Raw genomic sequence first — 19,958 nt, 5'->3', positions numbered from 1 at the left:
GTGGCTGGCCGCGCGTGGGTCACTGACCTGCGGGGCGCGAATGGCTGGCGAGCCGCCCCATGATGGCGGCGACATAGTGGCGGGTCTCGCGGATGTTGGGGATGCCCCCGGCACGCTCGACGCGGCCCGGGCCGGCATTGTAGGCGGCGAGCGCCTTCTCGAGATCCCCGTCGAAGCGGTCGAGCTGTTCGCGCAGGTAGCGCGCCCCGCCCTCGAGATTGGCGAAGGGATCATTGGGATTGACGCCCAGATAGCGCGCCGTTCCCGGCATGAGCTGGGCAAGACCCTGCGCGCCGACGGGCGAGCGCGCGTTCTCTTTCCAGCGGCTCTCCTGCCACACCACGGCTTCCATCAGCGCTGGCGAGAGGTCGAAGCGGGCGGCAAGTTCGGCGATCTTGGCGGCATAGCGCGTCGGGATGCCCGCGGCGTGGCGCGCGGGATCGGCGATGGCAATCGTCGGGAGCGACGGCGCATCGTCAAGGCCTGCATCGGCGGGCGGCGCGGGGGCGGCCACGGCGGTGCCCGGCACAGCCGGCTGGCCCGCGAGCGGCCCTGCGACCCACCGCGCGCCATCGGACCCGAGTTCCAGCACATCGGCGCGCGCCTCGACCGCCAGACCGATCGCGGCAGCTACAATCATGACGCGGCAAGCCGCGGCGAGAATCATGTCCCGGCCCTCCAGAATGTCCCCCTTTGTCTATCCTAAATGACAGACAGGTGACAGCCTCGTGCGCGTCCGATGCGGCAGGCCGAGTGCGGACGGCAAAACGGGCGGGCCACACCCGTGCGCGGCGCCGCCCGTTCTCTCCCCGGGGCACGGCCCGCAGGGCCGTGAGTGCCTAGTCGCGCAGGGTCAGCTGTCCGGCGCGCGCCGGCGCGGGACGGAACTCGCCGCGCTCGAGCATCTTGATCGCCTTGCGCGCGAGGCGGCGCGAATCGGTGGCGGTGCCGTCGGCGGTGTCGAGCTCGACCACCTCGTGGCACGCCAGCGCCTGTTCGAAGGCGGCGCGCGCCTTCGCTTCGTCGCCCGCGTGGGCATAGGCGATGCCGAGATTGATCAGGACCGCCGGATCGTGCGGATCGGCCGCGCTCGCCTTTTCGAGGGTCGCGAGCGCCTGCTCAGCCTTCCCGGCGACAAGCGGCCGGACCGCGAGTTCGGGGGCGTCGGCAAGTGCCGCCGAGGGGACACCTGCGAGCGGGGTCGCGGCGAACAGCGCGACGGCAAGGGCGGTGACGGACATGGGCATGGCTCCTCTTCTACAGGCGGGCATGATGCCTTCGAGCGGAACCGAATGCAACAAAACTGAAACAATGTCTTTCTATTGTAATTTTTCAGGCCAAATGCTTGTTTTTATTTATTTTATTTGTGACATTTCGCCGAACCGCGTGCACCATGCCTCGCGGAAATCGCGGTCACATTTGTCTTTCTTCGGTCATATTCGCGAATGTGACACACGCCTGTAATCCTGCAAGAATTCTGTCACGCAGCCCTCCTAGCGAGCCCCCAGCGCATCAACATAGGCGCCTTTATGATTCTCGGCTCAAGAGGGGACCGCTCGCTGTGAAAAACATCCAACGCACTCTGATCCTGGGTTGCAGCCTGGTCGCTCTGGCCGGTTGCGGCGCTGATGAAATCGTCTCGCCGGGCACCGGCGGCAACATCATCATCAACAACCCGCCCCCGTCCCCGACCCCCACCCCGACCCCGACGCCGACCCAGTCGCTGGTGACCCCGGCTGCGGGCTGCCCGACCATCGCCACCCCCGGCGGCCTCGTCGACGGCGGCACCCTCACCGGCCCGACCGGCACCTACCGCGTGTGCCGCCTGCCGGCGCGCTTCACCACCACCGACAGCCTGCCCTACATCCGCGGCCTCGTTTACGAGATCCCGGGCCGCGTCGAAGTCGGCGCCGACCGCGGCTTCTCGAGCACCGGCAGCACCGTGACCCTCACGATCGAGCCCGGCGTGATCCTCTTCGCGCAGCAGGATTCCTACCTGGTGGTCAACCGCGGCAACCAGATCCAGTCGAACGGCACCGCCGATCGCCCGATCGTGTGGACCAGCCGCGACAACATCATCGGCCTCGCCAACGACAACAGCCAGCAGCAGTGGGGCGGCGTCGTGCTGCTCGGCCGCGCGCCGATCTCCGACTGCTCGACCGGCGTGTTCAACACCACCGCCAACCCGACCGCCAACCCGACCTGCGAAGGCCGCCTCGAAGGCGCGGCGATCGCGACCCCGTTCGGCGGCGCCAACGCGGCCGACAACTCGGGTTCGTTCCGCTTCAACCAGATCCGCTTCTCGGGCTTCGAACTGGCGCCGAACAACGAGCTCCAGTCGCTGACCACCGGCGGCGCGGGTTCGGGCACGGTGATCGAGAACCTCGTCTCGTTCAACAGCTCGGATGACGGTGTCGAGTTCTTCGGCGGCGGCTTCAACGCCCGCAACTTCGCGATCATCGGCGCCTCGGACGACTCGCTCGACGTCGACACCGGCGCGATCGTCAATCTCGACACCGTGATCGCGGTGCAGCGTTCCTCGACCGGCGACCGCCTGATCGAGCTCGACTCGCCCAACGTCGCCGACCGCACCCCCTCCAACGCGATCCCGCAGACGCGCTTCCAGGTGAACAACTTCACCTTCGTGACCCGCGCGGGCGCGCCGCAGGTCGTGCAGGCCCGCGGCGGCGCGGCTCTCGGCCTCACCAACGGCGTGATCGATGCCGGCACCAACCACTGCTTCCAGATCGACGAGCCCGCGACCCTCGCGGCGATCATCGGCGTTGACTCGGTGGTCGGCGACTGCCCGGCGACCGACCCGATCCGCGGCGGCGCGGGCGTGACCAACGCCGACGCGGCGGCGCGCATCAACGGCGGCACCAACAACAACTTCGCCTTCACCATCACGCTGACCAACGGCGTGGTCAACGGCGCTGGCGAAACGGCGCGCACGGCGTTCAACGCCAACACCCGGTCGACCTTCTTCCCGACCCGCACCTTCATCGGGGCGATCCAGAACGCCGGGGCGCTGACCAGCATCTTCGGCAACTGGACCTGCAACTCGTCGATCCAGAACTTCGGCAGCGCGACGGGCGCCTGCACCTCGCTGCCGGTCTATCCGGCCTAGGCAGCGGACATGACACGAGGGGGGCGAGGCCGCATCACGGTGCTGCGCCTCCCCCCCTTTTCGCATTTTCTGCGGGCTGCGGGGCAGCCTGTGACACGGATACAGGCCAAATCATGAGGGGGTCCTCACCTATGTCGACCGGCACGCGCCTCGCAGGGCTGCTGCTTCTCACCACGTCGCTGACCATGCCATCGGTGCTCCATGCGCAGGACGCTGCCCAGGACGAGGATGTGCTGACCGAAGAGGTATCGGAAGAACCTCCCGCAGAAGACCTCCAGGAGACCGACATCTCGCTGCCCGGCGGCGGGATCATCGTCACCGGCCGCCGCAACCGCGACCCCGCGCGCACCTCGGGCCAGGTGCTGAGCGTGCTGTCGGAGGCCGACATCGCCCGCAGCGGCGAGGGCGACATCGCCGGCGCCCTGACCCGCGTCAGCGGACTCTCGCTGGTCGGCAACGGCCGCGTCTTCGTGCGCGGTCTGGGCGACCGCTATTCGCTCGCGCTGCTCAACGGCCTCCCGCTGCCCAGCCCCGAACCGCTCAGCCGCGTCGTCCCGCTGGACATCTTCCCGACCAGCGTGATCTCCTCCAGCCTCGTGCAGAAGACCTATTCGGCCAATTTCCCGGGCGAATTCGGCGGGGGCGTGATCAACCTCACCACCAAGGCGATCCCGACCGAGACCTTTCTCACCGTCGGATTCTCAGGCAGCGGCGACACCGAGACGACCTTCCAGAACGGCCTCACCTATTTCGGCAGCCGCTGGGACACATTCGGCTTCGACAACGGCAACCGCGACTTCCCCAGCGCGCTGCAGGATGCGATCGCCGGCAACACCCGCATCAATGACCTGCCGGTGGCGCAGCAGCGCCAACTTGCCGGGCAGATCATGCCGCTCAACCTCGTAACACTGCAGAAGAACAACGAGCTGCCGATCAACTTCAGCGCCAATGTGACCGGCGGCACCTCCTTCGAGATCGGCGACGGCAACTACCTCGGCCTGATCGCGACCGCCGGGATCACCAACACCTGGCGCAACCGCAACGTCACCAGCCAGCAGTTCGGCGACGCGCAGGCGGGACAGATCCTGTTCGATTCGCGGAACTTCATCACCGACAACAAGGTGCTGGTGAACGGCCTGATCGGCCTCGGGCTCGACATCGGCGAGCACACGATCCGCTGGACCAACCTCTACATCCGCGACACCCTCAAGACCGCGCGCCTCGCGACCGGCACCGACAGCTTCACCGACGTCGCCCGACCCTTCGAGTTCCAGACCCAGCAGACCGGCTGGTTCGAGCGCCAGCTGATGGATTCGCAGCTCGTCGCCGAATTCAACTTCGACGGCATCGAGGTCGACCTGCGCGGCGGCTATGCCCGCACCGACCGCGAGGCGCCCTACAACGCGATCGTCCCCTACATCCGCACCAACATCCCCAACGATCCCTTCGGCGACAAGTTCGTGGTCGATGTCGGCGCGCTGATCGGCGGGACCGAGCGCATCCAGGTCGGCTTCGAGGACCTCACCGAGGAACTCTGGTTCGGCGGCGCGGACGTGACCTTCGAGGTCACCGACACGCTCTCGCTGACCGCGGGCTATGCATATTCGGACACCTCGCGCCGCTCGCTGTCCTTCATCATCCGTCCGCTGATCGGCTCCACCGCCGAATTCACCACCGCCCTGCGCGCGCTGGGCCTGCGGCGGCCTGGCGAGATCTTCAACGGCGCGACGCTCGCCTCAGGGGTCATCCCTCCGGCGACCAGCGCGCAGCCCTTCTACAACATCACCGTCTCCGACCCCACCCCCTTCCCCGTGTTCGATGCCGCGCTGACGGTGCACGCTGGCTACGGCCTCGCGCGCTACCGCCCGACCGACCGGATCAGCCTCGAGGCGGGCGTGCGCTACGAGGACGGGTTGCAGGTGGCGGCGCCCGATCCGGCCTTCGGCGGCGGCAACCTCGCCAACCCGACGCGGATCGCCAACGATTACTTCCTGCCCTCGGCCACGGTCACCTGGGAGGCGATCGACGATCTCCAGCTGCGCCTCTCTGCCTCGCAGACCATCGCCCGCCCGCAGTTCCGCGAGCTGGTCGAGCAGACCTATTTCGATCCGGAGTCGAACCGCCGTTTCCGCGGCAACCCCTTCCTGATCGACAGCGAGCTGATCAACGTCGAGGCCCGCGCCGAATACTATTTCGGCGGGCCGCGCCGTGTCAGCCTCGCGGGCTTCTTCAAGAAGATCGACAACCCGATCGAGAACTTCCTGATCACCGCCCCGGGCATCATCGAGACCAGCTACGCCAACGCCCCCTCGGCCGAGCTCTACGGCGCCGAGTTCGATTTCGCCTACGGGATCGATCTCGCGAACTGGGGCGGGTTCTTCGAGACCAAGCAGTTCCTGATCCTCGCCAACTACACCTACACCCAGTCGAGCATCGCGGTCGGGCCGGACGATCTGGCCCCGATCCCGGGGGCGATCGGCCAGGCGGCGAGCCAGCTGTTCGACGACGGCGCGCCGCTGGTGGGCCAGTCCGACCACGTCGCCAACCTCTCGCTCGGCATCGAGGACGACGACAAGGTCCAGCAGTTCACCGTGCTGTTCAACTATGCGAGCGAGCGCGTGACCCTGCGCGGCGGGGCCCTGCCCGACGTGGTCGAGGACCCGGGCCTGACGGTCGACGTGGTGGCGCGTTCGGAAGTGAAGCTCGGCGGCTTGCCGCTCGAAGTAAGCCTCGAGGCGCGCAACATCTTCGGGCGCGACAACTTCGAGTTCCAGCAGATCAACGGCAACCGCGCGGAGATCAACACCTTCGACGTGGGCACGAGCTTCTCGATCGGGATCAAGGCTGAGTTCTGATCGCCTGACTGACCTGCCAATGCGAAAAGGCCGCCCTTCACCGGGCGGCCTTTTTTCTTGAAACGTCCGCTTCCGGGCGCGCAGCCACTTTGCGTAAATGTCGGCAAGTGGGTGGTTTGCTGCCATTGACCCATTCGATGCAGGCGGGAAGTATGTGCTGATGCTCGAAGCCAATCCGAAGGCCCGTGCCGACCTGAAGCAGGGCACCCTTTATGCCCTCCTCGGTGAACAGGAGTGGGTCTACTACGGCCAAGTCACAGCGGACAAAGCCGTAGGCTTCTTCCGGCGCAGGGATCGTGAAGTCGCTGTCATTGAAACGATTGTCACTTCACCGATTATGTCGATCGTGTCAGTGGTTTATCCATCGATCACCCGAGCTCTTCGCTCCGGTCGATGGCAGAAGCTTGGACGTTGCGAGCTTGTGCCCGATCTCCAGAGAGGTCGGCGTGTGGTGCAATGGCCGGTAGGAAGCCTCACGGTTACGATCTGGGATGAAGGGGGCACGGGCACCGAAACCAGCGTAGATGATCCTGCGATCCAAGACTTGGAAGTCATGGCTGGTTGGGACGCCGAACAGCACATCCCGTCCCGACTAACGGCTGACTTCGGGCAAGAGGTGGCGGAATGGCACGTAGGCGGTCCCGTCTGGAGAGAGCGAAAGGTAAAGGAGGAACTGGCGAGGCGGAACCCTGAAGCGCCTTGGCATCAGCTACCAACGGGTTGGGTGCCGACTGTCGCCTCCTAAGGGTTCGTGATCTGTCCACAATGGGGGCGATTGCCGAACGTCCGCTTTCGGCGGCGAGATGGCTCAAGCTGCCGTCCAAATAACCGTCGCCCCGTGCCTGACACGGGGTCAGGCTTGTCTTCTTCTCGGTCCGCAGGAAAGTAGCCAGGCCCCGTGTCGAGCACGGGGCGACGAGCAGGGAACGGAGCGCGCCGTTTTCCTACACGCCCGCCAGCCGTTACGATCCGCCCGGCTCTTTCCCATCGTGCTGCCCGGCCTGCGAGGCCGTTTGTCATCCGAGGCGCGAACAAAGCCCGCGCTCCCCTGTCCGTCCGCTTGGCGGAAGCAGAGTTATGCCGTTGAAAAAGCTAAAAATCAGCACGCTTGCAAAGCGGACAGGGTGTCCGCTTTGTCCGCTTCAGGGCGCTTCCGCCAGCGCCCTCAACCCAGATCGAAGACGTAGCCCAAGGAGCGCACCGTGCGCAGCGGGTTGCCCCCGCCCGCAGCCTTGATCGCGCGCCGCAGCCGCCCGATCCACACGTCCACCGTGCGCTCGTCGATCGGCGGTTCGCGCTTGCCGAGGCCGTTGATGAGGTCCTCGCGGGTCAGCACGCGGTTGGGGTTCTCGGCGAGGAAGCGCAGCAGCCGGAACTCGTTGGGCCGCAGCACGATCGGCACCTCGTTCCAGCGTGCCTGGAGCGCGGCCATGTCGATCGTCAGCGCGCCCAGCTCGAAGCGGCGGGTCGCCTGCCGCTCGGCCCCGCGCGATTGCAGCGCCAGCACCCGGTCGAGCACCGCGGTACGGGTGAGCGGGCCGATCACGTAGTCGTCCGCCCCGGCCCGCAAGGCGCGGCGGCGGTCCTCGGGATCGTCCTCCTCCAGAACCATCGTCACATGGGCATCCACGGTGCGTGGATCGGCGCGCAGCCGGCGGCACATCTCGAGGCCCGCAAGCTCGGGCATGACCCAGTCGACGAAGGCCCACATCGGCCCCTCGACCAGCCGCCGCGGTCCGTCCGGCCCGAGCCGGTCGAAGGTGAAGCGCCGCTGGTCGTGCACGAAATCCTCGAGGCTTTCGCCCAGTTCGCTCGTCAGGAAGATATTGACGACATCCATGTTTGCCGGCCCCGGTTTGGTGCCGGAGTGGCGCAGCGGTGTGACGCGTTTGTGACTGGATTGCAGCGATGTGTAACAATAGGCGCGATGGCGGGACAGGACCACGATCGGGCCTGCACGGTGCGCGTCAGGACAGCGTCAGCCCCCCGTCCACCACCACCGTCTGACCGGTGATGTAGGCCGAAAGCGGCGAGGCAAGGAACAGCGCCGCGCCGGCCATGTCCTCGGGTGTGCCCATGCGGCGCAGGGGGATTTTCCTGAGGCTGGCTTCGAGGCGCTCGGGGTGGTCGGTGGTGACGCTCGTAAGCTTGGTCGGCACCAGCCCCGGGGCGATGCCGTTGACCCGAATACCGTCGCGCGCCCAGGCCTCGCCCAATGTCTTGGTGAGGCTCGCCGCGCCCGCTTTCGAGGCGGCGTAGGCGGGAGTGCCGATGGTGGATTTGAACGCGGCGACCGACGAGACGATGATGATCGTGCCCTTGCTTTCCGCCAGTACGGGGTGGAAGGCGCGCGCGGCGTCCATCACCGAATTGAGGTTGATGTCGACCACCGCGTCCCAGCCCTCGCGGGTGAACTCCTGCCGGCCATAACGCACCGTTCCCTGGCACAGCACCAGCACGTCGACCGCCCCGAAGCCCTCCGCCAGCCGGTCCGCCGCCCCGCGATCGGTGAGGTCCAATTGCCGGTAATCGAGGCCGGTGAAGTCCGAATCCTCGGCCTCGAGATAGTCCCCGAAATCCGGCCGCGTCCCGGTGACGGTGACACTCGACCCGCGCTGGCGGAACCCGTGGGCGATGCCATTGCCGATCCCGCTCGACCCGCCGATGACGAGGACGCGCTTGCCGGTGAAGTCGAGCGGTTCGGTCATGGTCAGATACTCCGCGAGATCACTTCCTTCATGATCTCGTTGGTGCCCCCGAAGATCCGCGTCACGCGCGCATCGCGCCACAGGCGGGCGATGGCGTATTCGTTCATGTAGCCCGCCCCGCCGTGAAGTTGCAGCGCGACATCGCAGCATTCCCACTGGAGGTCGGTGTGCCACAGCTTGGCCGCGCTCGCCTCGTCGGTGGTGAGTTCGCCTGCGAGATGCTTGCGGATCGCCCAGTCGAGGTGCGCCCAGCCGACCTGCAGCTTGGCCTTCAAATCGGCGAGGGTGAACTTGGTGTTCTGGAACTCGAACACGGTCTTGCCGAAGGCCGCGCGTTCCTTGGTGAACTTCACCGCCTCGTCGAAGGCCCGCTGCGCCGCCGCCTGCGCGCCGACCGCGATGCTCAGGCGCTCCTGCGGCAGCTCCTCCATCAGGTGCACGAAGCCCATACCCTCGGCGCCGAGGATGTTGGTCATCGGCACGCGGCAATCGTTGAAGAACAGCTCCGAGGTGTCGGCCGAGTGCTGCCCGATCTTGTCGAGATTGCGCCCGCGCTCGAAGCCGGGGGTGTCGGCGTCGACCAGCACGAGGCTGATGCCCTTGGCGCCCTTCTCGGGATCGGTCTTGGCGACGACGATCACCACGTCGGCGTTCTGGCCGTTGGTGATGTAGGTCTTGGAGCCGTTGATGACGAGGTGGTTGCCGTCCTTCCTGGCGGTGGTGCGGATGCCCTGGAGGTCGGAGCCGGCACCCGGTTCGGTCATGGCGATGGCGGTGATGATGTCGCCGGTGACCATGCCGGGAAGATACTTCTGGCGCTGCTCGGGGGTGCCGAGACGCTCGAAATAGTTGGCGGTGATGTCCGATTGCAGGGTGAAGCCGGCCGCCGATCCGAGATAGGACAGCTCCTCGGCGACGATACAGTTGAACCCGAAATCGAGGCCGAGGCCGCCGTTCTCCTCCTTGACGGTGGGGCACAGCAGCCCCGCCTCGCCCACCGCCTTCCACACCTCGCGCGGAACGATGCCCTTGGCTTCGTGCTCGTCGAGGTTGGGCGTGAGGTGTTCGGCGAAGACCTTGCGGACGGTATCGCGGAAGGCCTCGTGGTCTTCGTTATAGGCGGTGCGATGGGCGGTCGCGAGCATGGGGGTTCTCTCCGAGACAAATGGGTTTTGATTTGCCACGATAGAAGCCCGCGCGCCCGCTAGGGTCAAGCGCGAAAGTGGGGGGGACAACTTCCAAACCTGTGAGCGTCACTCCGGACGTGATCAGGGGCGGGGCCTCTTCTTGGCAGCGTCAAATCAAAGGCCGCCAGACCCCGCGCCCAGCAGGGGACGACGGGAGGCTGTTAACCCACGAACGCCCGTTCGATCACGAACTGCCCCGGCTTGTTGTTCGCGCCTTCCTCGAACCCGCGGCGCTCCAGGTCCGAGGCGTGGTCCTTGATCATCGCCATGCTCCCGCACAGCATCACGCGGTCCTCCTCGGGCACGAAGTGCTGCGGGCCCTTGCTCTGCTCGAACAGGCGGCCATCGTCGATCAGCTGCTGGATGCGGCCCTGGGTGCGGAAGGGTTCGCGGGTGACGGTGGGGACGTAGATCATCCGCGCGCGGTCTTCGTCCTCGAGCAGCGGATCGCCTTCGAGCTTGCTCTCCAGCAGCTCGCGATAGGCCAGTTCGGCAACGTGGCGCACCGAATGGACGACGATCACTTCCTCGAACATCTGGTAGACCTCGGGATCGCGCACGAGGCTCATGAAGGGCGCAAGGCCGGTGCCGGTCGAGAGCATGAACAGCCGCTTGCCCGGCAGCAGCGCGTCGGTGACCAGCGTGCCGGTCGGCTTCTTGCCGAGGTAGATGGGGTCACCCACCTGGATGTGCTGGAGGCGCGAGGTCAGGGGGCCGTCCTGCACCTTGATCGACAGGAACTCCAGCTCCTCGGCGTAGGAGGGCGAAGCGACCGAATAGGCGCGCAGCAAGGGCTTGCCGTTGTCGCCGGGCAGGCCGATCATCACGAACTCGCCCGAACGGAAGCGGAAGCTCGCCGGGCGGGTCATCTTCAGCGTGAACAGCCCTTCGGTCCAGTGATGGACGTAGGTGATAGTCTCCACGGAGAGCGCCGCGCTCTCGGTGAACTGGTCGCGGTCGATGATGGGCTGGTTCAAAGCGGGCCTCGGATACAGGTCTGAGCCGCGGAGGATGCCGCAGCCGGAAATGGGGGCGCAAATGGACGACAAGCGCGCGCCCTTCAAGACAGATTAGCGTTAGGGCGTGAAAGCGGGCCTTGAATTGCGCCAGATCAATTCCAGCCGGCGCGGTCGAAGATCCGCACCGCCTCGGCCTGTCCCTTGCCGATGTCGGCGACGCTCAGCGTGTCGGCCTTGAAGCTGCCGAGCCGCTCCACCGCCGAATTGGCCTTGAGGCCGATAGCGGCCGGATATTCGTTGTTGCCGTCGGCAAAGTAACGCTGGGCGCTCTCGGAGGTCAGGTATTCGAGGAACTTCACCGCGTTCTCGCGGTTGGGCGCGGTCTTGACCAGCCCTGCGCCGCTCACGTTGACGTGGGTTCCCGTGCCCGCCTGGTCGGGGAAGATCACCCCGACCTTGTCGAAGATCGCCTTCGCCTTGGCATCGCCCCCGGCATAGCGCGCAAGGTAATAGGTGTTGACCACGGAGATGCGACACTGCCCCGCCGCGACCGCCTCGATCATCGCGGTGTCGTTGCCCTGCGGCGGCTGCTTGAAGTTGGCGACGACGCCCTTCGTCCATTGCTCCGCCGCCGCCGCGCCCTTGTGGGCGATGATGCTGGAGAGCAGCGAGATGTTGTAGATGTTCGAGGACGAGCGCATGCAGATCTGGCCCTTGAACTTCGGATCGGCGAGATCGGCGTAGTTGGCGAGGCCCTCGGGCGCGCCCTTGGCCTTGTCGTAGATGATGATCCGTGCGCGGGTGGAGAGGCCGAACCACAGGCCCTGCGGGTGGCGCAGGTTGGCGGGCAGGCGCTCCGCGAGCACAGCCGACTCGACCGGGGCGAGGATGCCCGCTTCCTCGGCGCGCCACAGCCGGCCGGCATCCACGGTGATCAGCAGATCCGCCGGGCTGAATTCGCCCTCGGCCCCGATCCGCTCGATAAGCGCATCGGCATCGGCCTCGATGCGATTGACCTTGATGCCGGTTTCGCGGGTGAAGTCCTCGTAGAGCGCCAGATCGGTATCGTAGTGGCGCGAGGAGTAGATGTTGACCTCGCCGGTGATCGGCACCGCCTCGCCCGCGTCCCCGCCCTCGCCGGCACAGGCGGCAAGCATGCCGAAGCTGATGCTGGCGAGGGCGGCGAGGAGCAGTGGTTTCATGGCAAAGAGGCTTTCGGCTGATTTGTTGCGAATGACTTGCAATATTATTCGATGCCGCGCAAGGCCTAATGCCGCACGAAGGCGCGCACGCTCCCGGCATCGGGCAAGACGCTGTAGGTCTTCGCGGGATCAACCGGCAGCGCGGTCTCGACCGTGACGCCCGCGCCCTCGGCACCTTCTAGCAGCACCCGCGACCGCGCGCCGAGGGGGTGGACGTCGCGCACCCGGCAGCCGCGCACATCGGCCACCGGCACCAGCCGGTCGCCCTGCACCAGCAGATCGAGGGCGCCTTCACCGGGCACCTCGCCCGCGAGGCTCGCCAGCGGCCACAGGCCGAAGGGGGTATCGAGGCCCTCGCCTGCGCGCCTTCCGGCGATCACCTGCGCGCCGCCGAAGATCGCGCCGACAGCGGCGGTGGCGGGGGCATCGTGCAGCTCGGGCGGGGTGCCGAACTGGACGATGCGGCCTGCCTCCATCACCGCGATCCGGTCCGCGATGTCGAGCGCCTCGGCCGGGTCGTGGGTGACCAGCACCACCGTGGTCCCTGCCTCGCGCAGCAGGATGCGGCATTCGCGGCGCAGGGTCCGGCGCAGCACGATGTCGACACTGGCGAAGGGCTCGTCCATCAGCAGCACCTGCGGGCCCGGCGCCATCGCGCGGGCGAGCGCGGCGCGCTGCTGCTGGCCGCCCGACAGCTCGTGCGGATAGCGCGCGCCCATGCCGGCAAGGCCCACCCGCGCCAGCCACGCATCGGCCTCGCCTGCCCGCGCGCGGGGCAGGCCGAAGGCGACATTGGCGGCAAGCGTCATATGCGGGAACAGCGCGCCGTCCTGGAACACCAGCCCCACGGGCCGCGCCTCGGGCGGCGGGCTGCGGCGGGCATCGGCGAGCACCGCGCCATCCACCGCGACCTCGCCCTGCTGCACCCGCAGGAGGCCCGCCGCGAGCCCCAAAAGCGTTGACTTCCCGCAACCCGACGCGCCAAGCAGGCAGGTGATCTCTCCCGTCGGAGCGGTGAAGGAGATGTCCTCCAACGCCCGCACCGCACCGTAGGCATGGGCAATATGGCGAAATTCGAGGCTCAATGGCGCTGTCCGCAGGAAACGAGGTGAGCCGCCTTAGGCAAATTGCGCCCGACTCCGCAAGCAGGGCTGCGGACGGGACCGGCTGGACGCTCGCCGCGCTGGCGATCGCCGCGCTCGCCGGGCTGCCGATCGCGGCAGTGCTGTGGACGGCGCTGGCGGGCGGCGGCACCGGAGCGGGCGAGACGGTCGGCGATCTCGCCGCGACGGTCCTTCCGACCTACATCGCCAACACCGCCTTGCTGATGTTGCTGGCGGGCGGGATCGCCGGGGTGACGGGGACGGGCTGCGCCTGGCTGATCGCCGCGACGCGCTTTCCTGGGCGCCGCGTGCTCGGCTGGGCGCTGGTCCTGCCGCTGGCGCTGCCCGCCTATCTCGCCGCCTATGTCTATGCCGACATCCTCGATTACGCCGGGCCGGTGCAGAGCGCGCTGCGGGCCGCGACCGGCTGGGGAGTGGAGGACTATGCCTTCCCCGACATCCGTTCGCTGGGCGGCGGGGCGCTGGTGCTGGGACTGGTGCTCTACCCCTATGTCTACCTGCTGGCGCGCACCGCCTTCGCCACCCAGAGCCTCACCCAGTTCCGCGCCGCGCGCAGCCTCGGCGCGGGCCCGTCGCGCGCCTTCTGGCGGGTCGCCCTGCCCGCCGCGCGCCCCGCGATCGCGGGCGGCCTCGCGCTGGTGCTGATGGAGGTGCTCGCGGACTTCGGTGTGGCCGAATACTTTGCCATCCCCACCTTCTCGACCGGCATCTTCAGGAGTTGGCTGGCGATGGGGGACAAGGCGGCCGCGCTGAAACTCGCGGCGGTGATGCTGCTCTTCGTGATCGCACTGGTCGCTTGGGAGGCGCGCACCCGGCGCGGGCGCAGCGACAGCCGCGACGGGCTCGCCGCAAGGGGCGTGGATGCCGAGCCGCTGGTTGCGCTCTCCCCGCTCGGCAAGGGGCTGGCGCTCGCCGCCTGCGCCCTGCCGGTGCTGCTCGGCTTCGTGGTGCCCGCTGCCTGGCTCGCCAACCTCGCCATGAGCGATACCGCGCGGGCCGCAGCCGGGGATCTCCCGACCTACCTGAGGGGGAGCCTGTGGCTGGGGCTTGCAACCGCGCTGCTGTGCCTTGCCTGCTCCCTGCTGCTCGCCTTCGCTCGCGCCCGCTCGGCATCGCGCGCGGCGGCGGGGGCGATCCGGCTGGCGACGCTCGGCTATGCCCTCCCCGGCGCGCTGCTCGCGGTCGGCCTGCTCGCGCCGCTGGGCGGGTTCGACGTGAGCCTGACCCGGTTCGCGCGAGACAGCCTCGGCTGGAGCGGGGGCCTGCTGCTGACGGGAACGAGCGCCATGCTGGTCTTTGCCCTCTCGGTGCGGTTCCTGACGGTCGCCTACAACACCGTCAGCGGCGGCCTCGCGCGCATCCCTCCCGGCCTGGATGCCGCCGCAAGGAGCCTCGGCGCAGGCCCTTCGCGGGTGCTGGCGCGCATCTATGCCCCGCTCCTCGCCCCCAGCCTCGCGGGCGCGGCGGCGCTTGTGTTCATCGACACCCTGCGCGAACTGCCCGCGACGCTGATCCTGCGCCCCTTCAATCTCGAGACCCTCGCCACCCGCACCTACCGGCTCGCCAGCGACGAGCGATTGGTGGAGGCGGCGATCCCGGCGCTGATCCTGCTTGCGGCGGGGCTGCTGCCGGTGCTGGTGCTGAACCGGCTGGGGAAGCGCTAGCACCTTCGTTTGCGTGCCACCTTTGGTGGCGCAGACCGCCCGCCCCGCCTCCCCACCCGGCCACCAATGATACCATCAGGCTATGGTGGCCGGGTGGGGAGGCGGGGCGGGCGGTCTGCATCGCGCATCAGCGCGATCGAAAACAAAACTGTCCAGCCAGCTTGTCACCGGACTTGTCCAAACCTTCGCGAAGGTTCACAAGGTGAGCCACATGGCACGCTTTCCCTTCTCCGCGATCGTCGGCCAGGACGAGATGAAACAGGCGCTGCTGATCGCGGCGGTCGACCCCAGCATCGGGGGGGTGATGGTGTTCGGCGATCGGGGCACGGGCAAGAGCACCGCCGCCCGCGCCCTCGCCGGGCTGCTGCCGCCGATCATGGCGGCGGAGGGCTGCCCCTACGGCGCCTCGAAGGAGGATCAGGCACGCTACCCGGACGTCTGCGGGCAGGGCAAGCTGATCAAGCGCCCCGTCCCCTTCGTCGACATGCCGCTGGGCGCGACCGAGGACCGGGTGATCGGCAGCCTCGATCTCGAAAGGGCGCTGCGGTCGGGCGAGAAGGCGTTCGAGCCGGGGCTGCTCGCGAAAGCCCATCGCGGGTTCCTCTACATCGACGAGATCAACCTGCTCGAGGATCACCTCGTCGACCTCCTGCTCGATGTCGCCGCCTCGGGCGAGAACGTAGTTGAGCGCGAGGGGCTGTCGGTACGCCACCCTGCCAAGTTCGTGCTGATCGGCAGCGGCAACCCGGAAGAGGGCGAGCTGCGCCCGCAACTGCTCGACCGCTTCGGCCTGTCGGTCGAAGTGCGCACCCCCAAGGACATCGAGACCCGCATCGCGATCATGAAGCTGGTCGCCGAGAACGAGGCCGACCCGCAAGGCTTCGCCGCACGCTGGGCGGAGGCGGACGAGGCCATCCTCAAGCGCGTCGCCAAGGGCAAGACGCGGCTTCCCAAGCTCACCCCCGGCGAAGACGTTCTGCGCGATGCGGCGAACCTGTGCCTTGCGGTGGGCGCGGACGGCCTGCGCGGCGAGCTCACCCTGATGCGCGCCGCCCGTGCGCTGGCGGCGCTGGAGGGTGCGAAGAGCGTCACCCGCAAGCACCTCGTCGCGATCGCGCCCTCCGCGCTCAGGCACCGGCTGCGCCGCGACGTGCTCGACGAGACCGGCTCCACCGTGCGCATCACCCGGGCGATTGCCGAGCTGTTCGGATGATCGCCGAACCCGCCGATCCGCTCGACGATGCGGTGCTGGCGGCGCGGCTCTTCGCTCTGGCCCCCGCGACCTTCAAGGGCCTTGTCCTGCGCGGCCCCGGCCCGACACGCGAGGCGCTGGTTGCCGCCCTCGCCGAGGCCGTGCCGCTGCGCCGCCTGCCCGGCCATGTCGATGACGAACGGCTGCTGGGCGGGATCGATCTGGCCGCCAGCCTCGCGGCCGGAAAGCCGGTCCGCCAGACCGGCCTGATCGAGGAGGCGCGCGGCGGGGCGCTGATCGCCGGAATGGCCGAGCGGATGGACACGGGCGTCGCCGGCCGGCTCGCCCAGGCGCTCGATGAAGGCAGGACGGCGCTCGTCCTGCTCGACGATGCCGCCGAGCCCGACGAAGCCCCTCCGGCAAGCCTCACCGAACGCCTCGCCTTCCCCTGCGACCTTGCCGCCTCGCGCCGCTGGCAGGGGGTGACGCTGGAGCCTGCCCGGGGGAGCCTCGCGGCGGTGAGGCCACTCGATGATGCCGACCTCAGGGCGCTGGCGGCGACCGCCGAGGCGCTGGGTGTCGACAGCCTTCGCGCTCTCGTCTTCGCCACCGAGGCCGCCCGCGGGCTTGCTGCGCTCGCGGAGCGCGAGACGGTGGACAAGGCCGACCTCGCCGGTGCCGTCCGCCTCGTCCTCGCCCCGCGCGCGACTCGCCTGCCGCCTCGGGAACAGGACGTCCCGCCCGAAGACCCCCCGCCCCCGCCGCCCGACGGGCAGCAGGACGACCCCTCCGACAGCGACCGGCAGCAGCAAGAGCCCGATCTCTCCGAAATTCTCGTCGAAGCCGCGAAGGCTGCGATCCCTGCCGGGCTGCTCGAGCAACTCGCGCAAGGCAAAGCCCCGCGCCGCGCGTCTTCCAGCGGCACCGGGCAGAAGCGCAAGGCGGCGACGCGCGGCAAGCCGCTCGGCGCACGGGCCGGGATGCCGCGCGGGGGCGCGAAGCTGGCGCTGATCGATTCCCTGCGCGCCGCCGTGCCGTGGCAGGCCGTCAGGCGGAAGGAACAAGGCGGCGACGCTGCCCGCCCATCCTCTGGCCCCATCATCATGCGCAAGGAAGACCTGCGCATCCGCCGCTTCGAGGAGCGCGCGGCCCGCGTGACGATCTTCGCGGTCGACGCCAGCGGCTCGGCGGCGGCGGCGCGGCTGGCCGAGGCCAAGGGCGCGGTCGAGCTGATGCTGGCGCAGGCCTATGTCACCCGCTCGGAGGTCGCACTGGTGGCCTTCCGGGGCACGAGTGCCGAGCTGCTCCTGCCCCCCACCCGCTCGCTCACCCGCGCCCGGCGCACGCTTGCCGAACTGCCCGGCGGGGGCGGAACGCCGCTCGCGCTGGGTCTCAACGCCGCGCGCGAGGTGGCCGAGGCCGTGATCGCCCGCGGGCGCAGCGCCGCGCTGGTGATCCTGACCGATGGCCGCGCCAACATCGCCGCCGACGGCTCGCCCGGTCGTGCGCAGGCCGCCGCCGATGCCGAGGCCGCCGCCAAGGCCATCGCGGCGCGCGGGATCGACGCGCTGGTGGTCGACATCTCCGCCCGCCCCGGCCCCGAAGGCGCGACCCTCGCCAAGGCGCTCGGCGGCCGCTTCCTCGCCCTGCCCCGCGCCGATGCGCGGATGCTGCAGGCGGCGATCAACGCCGTCCAGCCGGTCGGCAAGGCGGCATGAGCGCGCTCGATTGGAATGCCGAGGGCCTGATCTGGCCGCACCGCGAGGCGAGTTCCTTCGTCGAGGTCGGGCGCACCCGCTGGCACGTGCAACGCATGGGCTCCGGCCCGCCGCTGCTGCTGCTCCACGGCACGGGTGCCTCGGTCCATTCGTGGCGCGGGCTGATGCCGCTGCTGGCGTCGGATTACACCGTGATCGCCCCCGACCTGCCGCGCCATGCCTTCACCACCGGCCACGATGCCTATGCCATGAGCCTGCCAGCGATGGCGCGCGAGGTCGCGCGGCTGCTTGAGGCGCTGGAGATCGCGCCCGAGGCGATCGTCGGCCATTCGGCGGGGACGGCGATCGCGCTCCAGCTCGGGCTCGATCACGGCTATGGCGGGCCGATCGTCGGCCTCAGCGCGGCGCTGCGGCCCTTCCCCGGGCCCTTCGCCCAGATCTTTCCCGCCGTCGCCAAGGCGCTGTTCATCAACCCGCTGGTGCCGCGCATCTTTGCCGGCACTGTCGATCTGACGGGGGGCGCGGGACGGTTCCTGTGGCGCTCGACCCATTCGCGGATCGATCCGGCGGGGCTGGCCTGTTACCGCACCCTGCTCAAGCACCCCGGCCATGCCGGAGGCGCGTTGGCAATGATGGCGAACTGGGACCTGCCCGCCCTGCGCGAACGGATGGGAGACGTCCGCAATCCCGTGCTGCTGGTGCATGGCGCCAACGACCCCGCGATCCCGCCCGACTGGGCGCGCGATGCCGCCGGCTGGCTGCCCGATGCCCGGCTGGAACTTCTCCCCGGCCTCGGCCATTTGGCCCATGAGGAAGCCCCCGGCGAGGCCGCAGCCCGGATCGCCGCCTTCCTCGCGGGCCGAGAATAGCAACAGGAGCGGCGCGATGGGCAATTTCGGCTGGATCGAGATCGTGCTGTTCTACGGCCTCGCGATCGGCTTCGGCGCGTGGCAGTGGATCGCGATGGACCGCAAGCTCAAGCGCACCCGTGCCGAGAAGGCCGCGCGCGAGGCGGCCGAGCAGGATAAAGCGCCGCCGCCTGCCTGACGCCCCGCCAAGGCTTTCGCGGCGGCGCGATCACTCCGCGGGCGTGTGCTCCAAGGCGGGCTCGACCTTCGACGCCACTTCGAGAGGCGGGGAATTCAGCAGATCGCCGAAGGTCACGGGCTGCGCGACCAGCGAGGGATGCGGCGAATAGCCGTCGAACAGGTGCTCGGGATCGATGATGTCGCGCGCAATGCTCATGCCGTAGAGACGCCGGGGGTTCGGCGAGCGGTTGTCTGGTCCGGCATGGATCGTGTCGCTGCGGAACACGATGACCGTCCCCTTGCGCGGCGCGGTCCGCACGATGTGGAAATTGTCCCTGATGGCGGCACGGTGGCGATAGAGATCGCGCAAGGTGCGCGGTCCGAAGGTGCCGAGGCTCAGATGCGTGTTCCGGTTCGTCAGGAAGCGCAGGATATTGGGCTGGTATTCGTCCCACTTGGTCGAGAACACCCGGTCGCGGAACTCGCCGGGCGCCAGGGACCCGCCCCGGCCCTTGCGCATGTCCCGCAACTTCCGGAAATTGTGGCGGAAGACGTGGATGTTCGACCAGACCATGAACAGGTCCATCAGCTCGAGGCCAAAGCCGCCATGCCGTTTTTCGACGCCGGCATACTTGTGGGTGCCCGGCACGAACACGGTCCCGCCCTGGTCTTCCGAGACATCCTCGAAGGCCGCGAAGAAGCTGAGCACGTTGGGCGGGTCACGGTGGAAATACTGGTGCGACGAGCCCAGGTAGCTGGTCAGGGTGACCGCTTCGAGCAGCCGGTGGGACGGGCGGCAATATTCCGAGATCACGCCCTCGAGCCGCTGGCACAGGGTGCCGGCGAAGCTGTTGAGAAACGGCGTGGAGGGCAGCGAGCAGAAATCCCGGCGCTTGTAGCGGTTGTCGGTTTCGCTGGCGAAGGTGCACAGGTTGCGCTCGGGGTCGTCGGCGGCCTGACGGACCATGTCGAGCGCGGCACCGGCCTCCTCGTTCGACAGAAGATCAGTGAGGATGACGAAGCCGTAGGTATCGATCCTGTCGACGGCTTCGCGGGTGCAATGATCCGACAGCTTGCCGTCCGCGTCGAGCACGGCGGGCACCTCGAAAAGCGACGTGTCGTTGGAGATTGTCAGTCCGATCATGCCCGTCTGCCCCGTAAACATCCGGCATTTCCCGCAAGTGGTCTGCCGAT

At 68.4% G+C, this 19,958-nt stretch carries 17 protein-coding genes; 8 read left to right on the top strand and 9 right to left on the bottom strand.

Annotated features, from left to right (window positions below; translation table 11 throughout):
* Positions 1 to 19: 19 nt before the first annotated feature.
* Positions 20 to 640, bottom strand: coding sequence for a lytic transglycosylase domain-containing protein (locus ACMX37_RS04205; RefSeq protein WP_483147659.1), 621 nt, complete (start codon positions 638 to 640; stop codon positions 20 to 22).
* A gap of 199 nt (positions 641 to 839) precedes the next feature.
* Entirely contained in the window at positions 840 to 1,241 is a 402-nt protein-coding gene (locus ACMX37_RS04200) for a tetratricopeptide repeat protein (protein WP_483147658.1), read from the bottom strand.
* 320 nt (positions 1,242 to 1,561) lie between these two features.
* Here ACMX37_RS04200 and ACMX37_RS04195 point away from each other — a divergent pair, with 320 nt between their 5' ends.
* The 3 genes from ACMX37_RS04195 (at position 1,562) to ACMX37_RS04185 (ending at position 6,727) form a co-directional block, all read left to right on the top strand.
* Positions 1,562 to 3,127, top strand: a complete 1,566-nt coding sequence (locus tag ACMX37_RS04195; RefSeq protein WP_483147657.1) for a hypothetical protein — start codon at positions 1,562 to 1,564, stop codon at positions 3,125 to 3,127.
* A gap of 131 nt (positions 3,128 to 3,258) precedes the next feature.
* Positions 3,259 to 5,982 (top strand): TonB-dependent receptor domain-containing protein, encoded by a 2,724-nt coding sequence (locus ACMX37_RS04190; RefSeq protein WP_483147656.1) that lies wholly within the window; start codon positions 3,259 to 3,261, stop codon positions 5,980 to 5,982.
* A 160-nt stretch (positions 5,983 to 6,142) separates the two neighbouring features.
* Positions 6,143 to 6,727 carry a hypothetical protein gene (locus ACMX37_RS04185; protein WP_483147655.1) on the top strand — a complete coding sequence of 195 codons (585 nt, stop codon included), beginning with the start codon at positions 6,143 to 6,145 and terminating at the stop codon, positions 6,725 to 6,727.
* A gap of 420 nt (positions 6,728 to 7,147) precedes the next feature.
* Here ACMX37_RS04185 and ACMX37_RS04180 read toward each other — a convergent pair whose 3' ends face one another.
* The 6 genes from ACMX37_RS04180 to ACMX37_RS04155 form a co-directional block, all read right to left on the bottom strand.
* Positions 7,148 to 7,822: a response regulator transcription factor gene (locus ACMX37_RS04180; protein ID WP_483147654.1), complete on the bottom strand. Its 675-nt coding sequence runs from the start codon at positions 7,820 to 7,822 to the stop codon at positions 7,148 to 7,150.
* Positions 7,823 to 7,949: 127 nt separating this feature from the next.
* Entirely contained in the window at positions 7,950 to 8,690 is a 741-nt protein-coding gene (locus tag ACMX37_RS04175; protein ID WP_483147653.1) for an SDR family NAD(P)-dependent oxidoreductase, read from the bottom strand.
* A gap of 2 nt (positions 8,691 to 8,692) precedes the next feature.
* A complete protein-coding gene (locus ACMX37_RS04170) occupies positions 8,693 to 9,835 on the bottom strand; it encodes an acyl-CoA dehydrogenase family protein (RefSeq protein ID WP_483147652.1) in 1,143 nt (380 codons plus the stop codon).
* A gap of 203 nt (positions 9,836 to 10,038) precedes the next feature.
* Positions 10,039 to 10,854, bottom strand: coding sequence for a ferredoxin--NADP reductase (locus tag ACMX37_RS04165; RefSeq protein WP_483147651.1), 816 nt, complete (start codon positions 10,852 to 10,854; stop codon positions 10,039 to 10,041).
* A gap of 134 nt (positions 10,855 to 10,988) precedes the next feature.
* Positions 10,989 to 12,038 (bottom strand): Fe(3+) ABC transporter substrate-binding protein, encoded by a 1,050-nt coding sequence (locus tag ACMX37_RS04160; protein ID WP_483147650.1) that lies wholly within the window; start codon positions 12,036 to 12,038, stop codon positions 10,989 to 10,991.
* A 65-nt stretch (positions 12,039 to 12,103) separates the two neighbouring features.
* Positions 12,104 to 13,123 carry an ABC transporter ATP-binding protein gene (locus ACMX37_RS04155; protein ID WP_483147649.1) on the bottom strand — a complete coding sequence of 340 codons (1,020 nt, stop codon included), beginning with the start codon at positions 13,121 to 13,123 and terminating at the stop codon, positions 12,104 to 12,106.
* A gap of 23 nt (positions 13,124 to 13,146) precedes the next feature.
* On the opposite strand from ACMX37_RS04155, the gene ACMX37_RS04150 reads away from it, so the two are divergent.
* From ACMX37_RS04150 to ACMX37_RS04130, 5 genes are all read left to right on the top strand, one after another.
* On the top strand, positions 13,147 to 14,826 hold the full coding sequence (locus ACMX37_RS04150) for an ABC transporter permease (RefSeq protein ID WP_483147648.1): 1,680 nt from the start codon (positions 13,147 to 13,149) through the stop codon (positions 14,824 to 14,826).
* A gap of 211 nt (positions 14,827 to 15,037) precedes the next feature.
* Complete coding sequence (bchI, locus tag ACMX37_RS04145) at positions 15,038 to 16,039, top strand: magnesium chelatase ATPase subunit I (RefSeq protein ID WP_483147647.1); 1,002 nt, start codon at positions 15,038 to 15,040, stop codon at positions 16,037 to 16,039.
* The gene (locus ACMX37_RS04140; protein ID WP_483147646.1) at positions 16,036 to 17,736 is read left to right on the top strand and encodes a magnesium chelatase subunit D; all 1,701 of its coding nucleotides are present in this window, start codon (positions 16,036 to 16,038) and stop codon (positions 17,734 to 17,736) included. Before bchI ends, ACMX37_RS04140 begins: the two co-directional genes overlap by 4 nt.
* Positions 17,733 to 18,605, top strand: a complete 873-nt coding sequence (gene bchO, locus ACMX37_RS04135) for an alpha/beta fold hydrolase BchO (RefSeq protein ID WP_483147645.1) — start codon at positions 17,733 to 17,735, stop codon at positions 18,603 to 18,605. The genes ACMX37_RS04140 and bchO overlap by 4 nt, the downstream gene beginning before the upstream one ends.
* A 16-nt stretch (positions 18,606 to 18,621) precedes the next feature.
* On the top strand, positions 18,622 to 18,783 hold the full coding sequence (locus ACMX37_RS04130) for a hypothetical protein (RefSeq protein ID WP_483147644.1): 162 nt from the start codon (positions 18,622 to 18,624) through the stop codon (positions 18,781 to 18,783).
* A gap of 30 nt (positions 18,784 to 18,813) precedes the next feature.
* Here the strand turns inward: ACMX37_RS04130 and ACMX37_RS04125 are convergent, their stop codons facing one another.
* Positions 18,814 to 19,908, bottom strand: coding sequence for a phytanoyl-CoA dioxygenase family protein (locus ACMX37_RS04125; RefSeq protein WP_483147643.1), 1,095 nt, complete (start codon positions 19,906 to 19,908; stop codon positions 18,814 to 18,816).
* Between the last annotated feature and the right edge of the window lie 50 nt (positions 19,909 to 19,958).

The sequence above is a fragment of the Porphyrobacter sp. THAI-01a genome, assembly GCF_056868655.1.
Note: the sequence above shows the minus strand (reverse complement) of the source record. Positions and strands in the feature narration are given on the sequence as shown.